Genomic DNA, 9,809 nt, shown 5'->3' with positions numbered 1-9,809 from the left:
TGTCCAAGGAAAAGTTCGAGCGTAAGAAGCCGCATGTGAATGTGGGGACGATTGGTCATGTGGACCATGGCAAGACCACGCTGACGGCGGCGATGACGGCGGTGCTGGGCAAGAAGTACGGCAGTGAGGCCCGTGCGTTTGACCAGATCGACAATGCGCCGGAAGAGAAGGCGCGCGGGATTACGATTGCGACCGCGCACGTGGAATACGAGTCTGACGTTCGTCACTACGCGCATGTGGACTGCCCCGGGCACGCGGACTACGTGAAGAACATGATCACGGGTGCGGCGCAGATGGACGGCGCGATCCTGGTGGTGTCGGCGGCCGACGGCCCGATGCCGCAGACGCGCGAGCACATTCTGCTGGCGCGTCAGGTGGGCGTGCCGTACATCGTGGTGTTCCTGAACAAGGCCGACATGGTTGACGACCCCGAGCTGCTTGAGCTGGTCGAGATGGAAGTGCGCGATCTGCTGTCCTCGTATGATTTCCCGGGTGACGACACTCCGGTGGTCACCGGTTCCGCGCTGAAGGCGCTGGAAGGGGACGACAGCGAAGTGGGCGCGCAGGCCATTTACAAGCTGGTCGAGGCGATGGACAGCTGGATTCCGGAGCCGGAGCGCGCGGTGGACGGTGACTTCCTGATGCCGGTGGAAGACGTGTTCTCGATCTCTGGTCGCGGCACGGTGGTGACGGGTCGTATCGAGCGCGGTGTGGTCAAGGTGGGCGAGGAGATCGAGATTGTCGGGATCCGCGACACCCAGAAGACCACCGTTACCGGTGTGGAGATGTTCCGCAAGCTGCTGGACCAGGGCGAAGCGGGCGACAACGTGGGCGTGCTGCTGCGTGGTACCAAGCGCGACGAGGTGCAGCGTGGTCAGGTGCTGTGCAAGCCGGGTTCGATCACCCCGCACACGCACTTCGAAGCCGAGGTGTACATCCTGGGCAAGGACGAGGGCGGCCGTCATACCCCGTTCTTCAATGGCTATCGCCCGCAGTTCTATTTCCGGACGACGGACGTGACGGGCTCGGTGGAGCTGCCGGAAGGCACCGAGATGGTGATGCCGGGTGACAACGTGAAGATGACCGTGTCGCTGATCAGCCCGATCGCGATGGAAGATGGTCTGCGCTTTGCGATCCGTGAAGGCGGCCGCACCGTCGGCGCCGGCGTCGTATCCAAGATTATTGAGTGAGCGAGATGGCAAACCAGCGTATTCGAATTCGCCTGAAGGCCTTTGACCATCGACTGATCGACCGCTCGGCGGCCGAGATTGTCGAAACCGCGAAGCGCACTGGCGCTCGCGTCAAGGGTCCGATCCCGCTTCCGACCAAGCGTGAATCGTACACCGTGCTGATTTCGCCGCATGTCAACAAGGACGCGCGCGACCAGTACGAGCTGCGTACGCACAAGCGTTTGATGGACATCCTCGATCCGACCGACAAGACCGTGGATGCCCTGATGAAGCTGGATCTCGCTGCCGGCGTGAATGTTCAGATTCGACTTAACTAACTCGTAACTTTCTGCCATACTATTGGGCTTTCCGTGGCCCGGCGGGATTGTTCGCCGGGCCACGGCTTTAGGGCGCTTGCCAGCGCCGTTCGATACGGAAGGGGTTTTGCAATGGCCATTGGACTCATCGGTCGCAAACTAGGCATGAGCCGCGTCTTCACTGACGACGGTGTCTCCGTGCCGGTGACTGTGCTGCAGGTGGACAACAATCGCGTGGTCCAGATCAAGCGCACTGAGGGCGACGGTTACAACGCGGTCCAGGTGACGGCGGGCAGCCGCAAGCCGTCTCGCGTCAGCAAGCCCGAAGCCGGGCACTACGCCGCGGCGTCGGTCGAGCCGGGTCGCGGCCTGTGGGAATTCCGGGTCGAGGAGGCCGAGCTCGACGGGCTGGCCCCGGGCGATGCCATCACGGTTGATCGCTTTGAAGAAGGTCAGGTGGTTGACGTGACCTCGCAGAGCAAGGGCAAGGGTTTTCAGGGTGCGGTCAAGCGTCACAATTTCCGCACCCAGGATGCGACCCACGGCAACTCGCTGGCGCATCGCGCCCCGGGGTCGATCGGGCAGAACCAGAGCCCGGGTCGCGTGTTCAAGGGCAAGAAGATGGCCGGCCATATGGGTGCCGAACGCAAGACCATCCAGAACCTGAAGGTGGTTCGGGTGGACGCGGATCGAAGCCTGGTGCTGATCCAGGGCGCGGTGCCGGGTGCGCCGAGCACCGACGTCATGATTCGTCCGGCCGTCAAGGCGAAGGGTTGAAGACAATGCAAGTAACGACAGCCGATACCGGCGCCAGCGTGGAGTTGTCGTCCGTGTGCTTCGAACGCGACTTTAACGAGTCGCTGGTGCATCAGAGCGTGGTCGCGTTTCTCGCCGGCCAGCGTCAGGGCACCCGTGCTCAGAAGACGCGTTCGGACGTAAGCGGCGGCGGCGCCAAGCCGTTTCGCCAGAAGGGCACTGGACGTGCCCGTGCGGGTACGATCCGCAGCCCGCTGTGGACCGGTGGCGGCAAGGTGTTCGCCGCCCGTACTCGCGACTTCTCGCAGAAGCTGAACAAGAAAATGTATCGCGCCGCGATGGCGTCGATTCTCTCCGAGCTGGTCCGTCAGGAACGGCTGAAGGTGGTGGCCGACTTCGCCGTGGCATCGGGCAAGACCCGCGATGGCGTTGCCAAGCTCAAGGAGCTCGGTCTCGCGAAGGGGCTGGTCGTTCTCGCCGAGGCGGATGACACGACGGCCCGTGCGCTGGGTAATGTGCCGCACATCGACGTCGTTGGCGTGGCCGGCATCAACCCGGCCAATCTGGTCGGCGCGGAGACGGTCGTAATGACCGAAGCGGCGATCCGGAAGGTTGAGGAGTGGCTGGCATGAATGCGCGTCTGATGCAGGTAATTCAGGGGCCGGTGGTCTCGGAAAAGTCCACCATGGCCGGCGAGATTGGTCAGTACGTTTTTCGCGTGCTGCCCGATGCGAGCAAGGACGAGATCAAGGCGGCGGTCGAACAGCTGTTCGAGGTGCGTGTGGAGAACGTGCGCACTCTGAATCAGCAAGGCAAGCAGAAGCGCTTCGGGCGTCTCTTTGGTCGCCGTAACCACTGGAAGAAGGCCTATGTGTCGCTCGCCGAAGGCGAAAGCATCGACATGGGTGAAGGAGACCAGGTCTAGTCATGGCGATTATCAAGACGAATCCGACCTCGGCCGGGCGGCGCCACGCGGTACAGATCCGTGGCGACAACCTGTACAAGGGTGCGCCGCATCCCGCGCTGGTCGAAAAGAAGACCCGTTCCGGTGGTCGTAACAATACGGGCCGGATCACCACCCGGCACGTGGGTGGTGGCCACAAGCAGCGTTACCGCGTGGTCGACTTCAAGCGCAACAAGGACAACGTCCCTGCCCGTGTGGAGCGCCTCGAATACGATCCGAACCGCAGCGCCCATCTGGCCCTGCTGCTGTACGCCGATGGTGAGCGTCGCTACATCATCGCGCCGAAGGGTCTGAACCAGGGCGATCAGGTGGCGAGCGGGAACCAGGCGCCGATTCGTCCGGGTAACGCCATGCCGCTGCGTTCGATCCCGGTCGGCACCACCGTGCATTGCGTCGAGCTCAAGCCCGGCAAAGGCGCGCAGCTGGTCCGCTCCGCCGGAACCTCCGCTCAGGTCGTGGCTCGCGAAGGCCAGCATGCGACGCTTCGGCTGGGCTCCGGCGAGATGCGCCGTGTGCAGTCCGAGTGCCGCGCGGTGGTGGGCGAAGTTGGCCATTCCGAACACAGTCTGAAGAAGTTCGGCAAGGCCGGCGCCAAGCGCTGGAAGGGCGTGCGTCCGACCGTGCGTGGTACGGCCATGAACCCGGTGGACCACCCGCATGGTGGTGGTGAAGGCCGCAACTTTGGCCGCCATCCGGTGACCCCGTGGGGTCGGCCGACCAAGGGTTACAAGACCCGCAATAACAAGCGTACCGACGGCATGATTGTGCGTCGGCGGAAGAAGTAACGGAGTCCCAGCATGCCGCGTTCACTGAAGAAAGGCCCGTTCGTCGACCACCACCTGCGCAAGAAGGTGGAAGAAGCGGCCGAGAAGAACGATCGTCGACCGATCAAGACCTGGTCCCGGCGTTCGATGATCATCCCGCAGATGGTCGGGCTGACCATCGCCGTCCACAACGGTCGGCAGCACGTGCCCGTGCTCGTCAACGAGAACATGGTCGGCCACAAGCTGGGCGAATTTGCCTTGACGCGGACCTTCAAGGGTCATATCGCGAACAAGAAGTCGCGCTGAGGACGAACGATGGAAACGATTGCAAAATTGCGTTTCGCGCGGATCTCCCCGCAAAAGGCTCGCCTGGTCGCTGACCAGGTGCGTGGCCTGCGGGTGGAGGAGGCGCTCAACGAGCTCACGTTCAGCGCGAAGAAGCCGGCCGCCATTGTGAAGAAGGTGCTGGAGTCGGCGATCGCGAACGCGGAGAACAACGACGGTGCCGATATCGACGAGCTGCGCGTCTCGCGCATCCAGGTCGACGAGGGGCCGGTGCTCAAAAGGATGCATGCCCGCGCCAAAGGTCGCGGTAACCGCATCCTGAAGCGCACCAGCCATATCGTCATCGGCGTCAGCGAGAAGGGAGCCTAAGCATGGGTCAGAAAGTACATCCGACCGGCATCCGCCTGGGCATTTCTCGCCCGTGGTCGGCCACCTGGTACGCCGATGGTCGCGAGTTTGGCGAGACACTGAATAACGACATTCAGTTGCGGGAGTTTCTGCAGAAGAAGCTTGCGCACGCGTCCGTCAGCCGGATCAGCATCGAGCGCCCGGCCAAGGCCGCGCACATCACCATCCAGACCGCGCGTCCGGGGATCGTGATTGGCAAGAAGGGCGAGGATATCGAAAAGCTGCGCCAGGACGTGGCCCGCGAAACCGGGCTCGACCAGGGCAGCGTGAAGATCAACATCGAAGAGGTGCGCAAGCCCGAGATCGAGGCACAACTGGTTGCCGAAGGGATCGCGCAGCAGCTCGAGCGCCGCATTATGTTCCGTCGTGCGATGAAGCGTGCCGTTGGCAATGCGATGCGTCTCGGCGCCCAGGGCATCAAGGTGCATGTGTCCGGCCGCCTGAACGGCGCCGAGATCGCGCGCTCGGAGTGGTACCGCGAAGGCCGTGTGCCGCTGCACACGCTGCGCGCGGACATCGACTACGGGTTTGCGGAAGCGCGGACCACCTACGGGATCATTGGTGTGAAGGTGTGGATCTTCAAGGGCGAGGTCTTTGGCCTGGAGCCGACCGAAGGGACCCGCGCCGCCGCCAACGCGAGCTAGGACTGAAAGATCATGCTGCAGCCAAAAAGAACCAAGTTCCGCAAGCAGTTCAAGGGCCGTAACCGGGGTATGGCCTCGACCGGCGCCAAGGTCAGCTTCGGTGAGTACGGCCTGCAGGCCGTCGAGCGGGGTCGCATTACGGCCCGCCAGATCGAGGCCGCGCGTCGCGCGATGGTCCGTCACATCAAGCGTGGCGGGAAGATCTGGATCCGGGTGTTCCCGGACGTGCCGGTGACCAAGAAGCCGCTTGAAGTCCGTATGGGCAAGGGTAAGGGCGGTGTCGAATACTGGGTGTGCAAGGTGCAGCCCGGTCGCATGCTCTACGAAATGGAAGGTGTGCAGGAAGACGTGGCGCGCGAAGCGATGCGTCTGGCGGCCGCCAAGTTGCCGGTGAAGACGGTGTTTACCCGTCGGCAGGTGATGTGATGAAAGCGAGCGAATTGAGAAAGAAATCCGACGACGAGCTCAACACCGAGCTCGAGGCGCTCTACAAGGAGCAGTTCGGGCTGCGCATGCAGAAGGCCGTCGGCCAGCTCGCGCGCCCCGATCGAGTGGGCAAGGTGCGGCGCGAGATCGCGCAGATCAAGACGCTGATGAACGAACGAAAGGCAGGCTAAGACGATGACCGAGCAAGTCTCCAAAACCCAGCGATCCGTCGTTGGGCGCGTGATCAGCGACAAGATGGACAAGACCCGGACGGTCCTGGTCGAGCGCCGCGTGCGTCATCCGTTGTACGGCAAGTTCATTCGGCGCAGCACCAAGCTGCACGTCCATGACGAGGACAATGTGTCGCGCATGGGTGACCGCGTGCGTATCCGGGAATGCCGGCCGATGTCCAAGCAGAAGCGCTTTGCCCTGATCGAAGTGGTCGGGCAAGACGCGCTTTAATCGGCCGCTGGGAGAGAAGTCATGATTCAAATGCAGACCGTTCTCGAGGCCGCCGACAACAGCGGCGCCCGTCGCATCCAGTGCATCAAGGTGCTGGGTGGCTCGCACCGTCGCTATGCGCGCGTGGGCGATGTGATCAAGGTGAGCGTAAAGGACGCCATCCCGCGGGGGAAGGTGAAAAAGGGTGACGTGTACAACGCGGTCGTGGTGCGTACTGCGTCGGGCGTGCGCCGCCCCGACGGTTCGATCATTCGTTTCGATCGTAATGCAGCGGTGTTGCTGAATAATCAGCACCAGCCGATCGGCACTCGTATCTTCGGGCCGGTGACGCGTGAACTGCGAGGGGAGAAGTACATGAAGATCATCTCCCTCGCCCCGGAAGTGCTGTGAGGTCGTGATGAATAAGATTCGCAAAGGTGACGACGTCGTCGTGATCGCAGGAAAGGACAAAGGCCGGCGCGGCACCATCATCAAGGTGCTGGACGGCAAGGTCCTGGTACAGAACATCAACATGGTGAAGAAGCATCAGAAGCCGAATCCGCAGCGCGGGATCGGTGGCGGGATCATCGAGAAGGAAATGCCGATCGATGTCTCCAACGTGATGCTTTTCAACCCGGCAACCGACAAGGGTGATCGCGTGTCGTTCAAGACCCTGGAAGACGGCCGCAAGGTGCGTGTCTTCCGATCGAACGGCGAGGTCGTGGACGCATAACGCGGACGGACGGTTTATGGAACGCTTGAGAGAAGAATACGAATCCAACGTGAAGCAGGCGCTGCAGCAGCAGTTCAGCTATGCCAACGTGATGGAGATCCCGCGTGTCACCAAGGTGACCCTGAACATGGGGCTGGGTGACGCGGTTGCGGACAAGAAGATCATTGAGCACGCGGTGAGCGACATGACGGCCATCGCCGGGCAGAAGCCCGTGGTGACGAAGGCGCGGAAGTCGATCGCCGGCTTCAAGATCCGTGACGGGTACCCGATTGGTTGCAAGGTCACGCTGCGTAGCCGCCAGATGTACGAATTCCTGGATCGCCTGATCAACGTGGCGCTGCCGCGTGTGCGGGACTTCCGGGGTTTCAGCCCCAAGGCGTTCGATGGTCGCGGGAACTACTCGCTGGGGATCAAGGAACAGATCATCTTCCCCGAGATTGACTATGATCGCGTCGACAAACTGCGCGGCATGGACATCACGATTACAACCAGCGCAAAGACGGACGAGGAAGCCAAGGCCCTGCTGGAAGCCTTCCGGTTCCCGTTCCGCAACTAAGAGGTAGGCGCAGATGGCGAAGACATCGATGATCGAGCGCGAAAAGAAACGCGCCCGTCTGGTCAAGAAATACGCAGCGAAGCGTGCGGAACTCAAGGCGATCCTGGTGGACGAAACCAAATCCTCCGAAGAGCGCTTGGCCGCGATGCACGCCCTGCAGAAGCTACCGCGTGACTCCGCGGCGGTACGACAGAAGAATCGCTGTGGCATCACCGGTCGCCCGAAGGGTTATTACCGTCGGTTCGGCCTTGGGCGGAACAAGCTGCGGGAGCACGCCATGAAGGGCGAAATCCCGGGCCTGCGCAAGTCGAGCTGGTAAGGAGACAAAAGCAATGATGACCGATCCGATTTCCGACATGCTTACCCGCGTGCGCAATGCGCAGCGCGCGAACAAGGAGCAGGTCGCGATCCCGTTCAGCAAGGCCAAGGAACGCATCCTCAAGGTGTTTGCCGACGAGGGGTTTGTGGGCGACGTCCAGGTCGAGGGCGAGGCCGCGCAGAAGAAGCTGGTGGTGAAGCTGAAATATTTCGAGGGGCGTCCGGTCATCGAGAGCGTTGAACGGATATCCCGCCCGGGTCTGCGGATCTATCGCGGCAAGGACGAGCTCCCGCGTATCAACCAGGGGCTCGGTGTCGCGGTGATCTCCACGCCGCAGGGTGTCATGAGTGATCGCGCAGCCCGGGCCGCCGGCCAGGGCGGCGAGGTCCTCTGCAAGATTTACTGAGGAATCAGCCATGTCGCGCATTGCAAATCTGCCGATCAAGCTGCCCAACGGCGTGGCCGTGGAGCAGGCCGACGGCGAGATCAAGGTCAAGGGCCCGAAGGGCGAGCTGCAGTTGGCTTGCCCGGAGGCTGTCACGGTCACGGTCGAGGACGGCATCGTCCGGGTGAAGGCCGACGAAAACGCCAGGAACATGGCTCTGGCCGGTACCATCCGCGCCATTCTGGGCAATCATGTGCACGGTGTGAGCGAGGGCTTCGAGCGTACGCTCGAGTTGGTCGGCGTCGGCTATCGCGCGCAGATGCAGGGCGCGAAGCTCAATCTGACGCTGGGTTATTCCCACCCGATCGAATTCGATGTCCCCGAAGGGGTCACGATCGAGACGCCCAGCGCGACCGAGGTGGTGGTGAAGGGAACGGATCGCCAGAAGGTGGGGCAGGTGGCGGCGAATATTCGCGCCTTCCGTCCGCCGGAGCCCTACAAGGGCAAGGGCGTGAAGTACAAAGACGAGCGCATTGTGCGTAAAGAAGCCAAGAAGAAGTAGGTAGGCACCAGTGGACAAGAAAGAGGCCAGACTCAAGAGGGCGCGTCGCGCGCGGTTCAAGATCCGCGAGCTGGGGGTGCATCGTCTCTGTATTCACCGGACGCCGCGCCACATGTATGCGCAGATCATTGCCCCTTCGGGCGACGCGGTGGTGGCTGCGGCCTCCACCGTCGAGAAGGAGCTGAAGAGCGCCGGCAACACCGGGAACGCCGAAGCGGCGGCTCGTGTGGGGCAGGTGATCGCCGAGCGCGCGAAGAAAGCCGGAATCGAACAGGTCGCGTTCGACCGTGCGGGCTTTCGTTATCACGGGCGGGTGAAGGCCCTGGCCGACGCCGCCCGTGAAAACGGCCTGCAGTTCTAGACCAACGCGACCCACCGGAGAAGATGAATGGCACGTAATGATGTAAGCGAAGCCACCGACGGCCTGCAGGAAAAGCTGATCGGCGTGAACCGCGTGGCCAAGGTGGTCAAGGGCGGGCGTCAGTTCCGCTTTGCCGCACTGACCGTCGTGGGCGATGGCGAAGGCCGTGTTGGATTCGGCTATGGCAAGGCCCGCGAAGTCCCGCAGGCCATCCAGAAGGCGATGCAGCAGGCGCGTCAGGAGATGCGCGACGTCTCGCTGAACGATGGCACCCTGCACTATGCGGTTAACGGCCGTCACGGTGCGGCCAAGGTGTACATGCAGCCAGCCTCGGAAGGTACGGGCGTGATCGCAGGTGGTGCGATGCGCGCGGTGCTTGAGGTCGCGGGCGTGCACAACGTGTTGGCCAAGTGCGTCGGTTCGCGCAATCCGATCAACGTCGTGCAGGCGACGATCGACGGGCTCACCAAGGTGAACTCGCCGGAACGTGTCGCTGCCAAGCGCGGCAAGACTGTCGACGAAGTGACGAGCTAGTCATGAGCAAGCTGAAACTGACCCTGGTGCGCAGCACCGCCGGAAGGCTGAAGAACCACAAGGCCTGTGTCCGCGGCCTCGGCCTGCGCAAGACCCACAGCACCTCCGTGATCGAGGCCACCCCCGAGAATCTCGGCATGGTCCACAAGGTGTCGTACCTGCTGAAGGTAGAGGAAGTCTGACCT

The 9,809-nt window shown here is 62.5% G+C and carries 21 protein-coding genes; all 21 read left to right on the top strand.

Going from position 1 to position 9,809, the window contains the following annotated elements; genetic code table 11:
* Positions 1-1,190: elongation factor Tu (tuf, locus tag C935_RS0108760; RefSeq protein WP_018862130.1), on the top strand; the 1,190-nt coding region annotated here is incomplete at its 5' end.
* Between the two features lie 5 nt (positions 1,191-1,195).
* Positions 1,196-1,507, top strand: coding sequence for a 30S ribosomal protein S10 (rpsJ, locus tag C935_RS0108755; protein WP_012983533.1), 312 nt, complete (start codon positions 1,196-1,198; stop codon positions 1,505-1,507).
* A gap of 111 nt (positions 1,508-1,618) precedes the next feature.
* Positions 1,619-2,263, top strand: coding sequence for a 50S ribosomal protein L3 (gene rplC, locus C935_RS0108750; RefSeq protein WP_018862129.1), 645 nt, complete (start codon positions 1,619-1,621; stop codon positions 2,261-2,263).
* Positions 2,264-2,268: 5 nt separating this feature from the next.
* Entirely contained in the window at positions 2,269-2,874 is a 606-nt protein-coding gene (gene rplD / locus C935_RS0108745; protein WP_018862128.1) for a 50S ribosomal protein L4, read from the top strand.
* Positions 2,871-3,167 carry a 50S ribosomal protein L23 gene (gene rplW / locus C935_RS0108740; RefSeq protein ID WP_018862127.1) on the top strand — a complete coding sequence of 99 codons (297 nt, stop codon included), beginning with the start codon at positions 2,871-2,873 and terminating at the stop codon, positions 3,165-3,167. Before rplD ends, rplW begins: the two co-directional genes overlap by 4 nt.
* A 2-nt stretch (positions 3,168-3,169) precedes the next feature.
* Positions 3,170-3,991 carry a 50S ribosomal protein L2 gene (gene rplB / locus C935_RS0108735; protein WP_018862126.1) on the top strand — a complete coding sequence of 274 codons (822 nt, stop codon included), beginning with the start codon at positions 3,170-3,172 and terminating at the stop codon, positions 3,989-3,991.
* Between the two features lie 12 nt (positions 3,992-4,003).
* Positions 4,004-4,276, top strand: a complete 273-nt coding sequence (gene rpsS / locus C935_RS0108730) for a 30S ribosomal protein S19 (RefSeq protein ID WP_018862125.1) — start codon at positions 4,004-4,006, stop codon at positions 4,274-4,276.
* 9 nt (positions 4,277-4,285) lie between these two features.
* A complete protein-coding gene (rplV, locus tag C935_RS0108725; RefSeq protein ID WP_018862124.1) occupies positions 4,286-4,624 on the top strand; it encodes a 50S ribosomal protein L22 in 339 nt (112 codons plus the stop codon).
* 2 nt (positions 4,625-4,626) lie between these two features.
* Complete coding sequence (rpsC, locus tag C935_RS0108720; protein ID WP_018862123.1) at positions 4,627-5,307, top strand: 30S ribosomal protein S3; 681 nt, start codon at positions 4,627-4,629, stop codon at positions 5,305-5,307.
* 12 nt (positions 5,308-5,319) lie between these two features.
* Complete coding sequence (gene rplP, locus C935_RS0108715; RefSeq protein ID WP_018862122.1) at positions 5,320-5,733, top strand: 50S ribosomal protein L16; 414 nt, start codon at positions 5,320-5,322, stop codon at positions 5,731-5,733.
* Entirely contained in the window at positions 5,733-5,924 is a 192-nt protein-coding gene (gene rpmC, locus C935_RS0108710) for a 50S ribosomal protein L29 (RefSeq protein WP_017926380.1), read from the top strand. The genes rplP and rpmC overlap by 1 nt, the downstream gene beginning before the upstream one ends.
* Before the next feature lie 4 nt (positions 5,925-5,928).
* Positions 5,929-6,195 (top strand): 30S ribosomal protein S17, encoded by a 267-nt coding sequence (gene rpsQ / locus C935_RS0108705; RefSeq protein ID WP_018138200.1) that lies wholly within the window; start codon positions 5,929-5,931, stop codon positions 6,193-6,195.
* A gap of 21 nt (positions 6,196-6,216) precedes the next feature.
* Complete coding sequence (gene rplN, locus C935_RS0108700) at positions 6,217-6,585, top strand: 50S ribosomal protein L14 (protein WP_018862121.1); 369 nt, start codon at positions 6,217-6,219, stop codon at positions 6,583-6,585.
* Between the two features lie 7 nt (positions 6,586-6,592).
* Complete coding sequence (gene rplX / locus C935_RS0108695; RefSeq protein WP_018138199.1) at positions 6,593-6,907, top strand: 50S ribosomal protein L24; 315 nt, start codon at positions 6,593-6,595, stop codon at positions 6,905-6,907.
* A 16-nt stretch (positions 6,908-6,923) separates the two neighbouring features.
* Positions 6,924-7,463: a 50S ribosomal protein L5 gene (rplE, locus tag C935_RS0108690; protein WP_018862120.1), complete on the top strand. Its 540-nt coding sequence runs from the start codon at positions 6,924-6,926 to the stop codon at positions 7,461-7,463.
* Positions 7,464-7,476: 13 nt separating this feature from the next.
* Positions 7,477-7,782 (top strand): 30S ribosomal protein S14, encoded by a 306-nt coding sequence (gene rpsN / locus C935_RS0108685; RefSeq protein WP_026278735.1) that lies wholly within the window; start codon positions 7,477-7,479, stop codon positions 7,780-7,782.
* Between the two features lie 13 nt (positions 7,783-7,795).
* Entirely contained in the window at positions 7,796-8,188 is a 393-nt protein-coding gene (rpsH, locus tag C935_RS0108680) for a 30S ribosomal protein S8 (protein WP_018862118.1), read from the top strand.
* Positions 8,189-8,198: 10 nt separating this feature from the next.
* A complete protein-coding gene (gene rplF, locus C935_RS0108675) occupies positions 8,199-8,729 on the top strand; it encodes a 50S ribosomal protein L6 (protein WP_018862117.1) in 531 nt (176 codons plus the stop codon).
* A gap of 10 nt (positions 8,730-8,739) precedes the next feature.
* A complete protein-coding gene (gene rplR / locus C935_RS0108670; RefSeq protein ID WP_018862116.1) occupies positions 8,740-9,090 on the top strand; it encodes a 50S ribosomal protein L18 in 351 nt (116 codons plus the stop codon).
* A 27-nt stretch (positions 9,091-9,117) separates the two neighbouring features.
* Positions 9,118-9,624, top strand: coding sequence for a 30S ribosomal protein S5 (gene rpsE, locus C935_RS0108665; RefSeq protein ID WP_018862115.1), 507 nt, complete (start codon positions 9,118-9,120; stop codon positions 9,622-9,624).
* 2 nt (positions 9,625-9,626) lie between these two features.
* The gene (rpmD, locus tag C935_RS0108660; protein WP_018138193.1) at positions 9,627-9,806 is read left to right on the top strand and encodes a 50S ribosomal protein L30; all 180 of its coding nucleotides are present in this window, start codon (positions 9,627-9,629) and stop codon (positions 9,804-9,806) included.
* Positions 9,807-9,809: the final 3 nt, after the last annotated feature.

It is taken from the genome of Thioalkalivibrio sp. ALJ3 (genome assembly GCF_000377205.1).
Lineage (GTDB): Bacteria > Pseudomonadota > Gammaproteobacteria > Ectothiorhodospirales > Ectothiorhodospiraceae > Thioalkalivibrio.
Note: the sequence above shows the minus strand (reverse complement) of the source record. Positions and strands in the feature narration are given on the sequence as shown.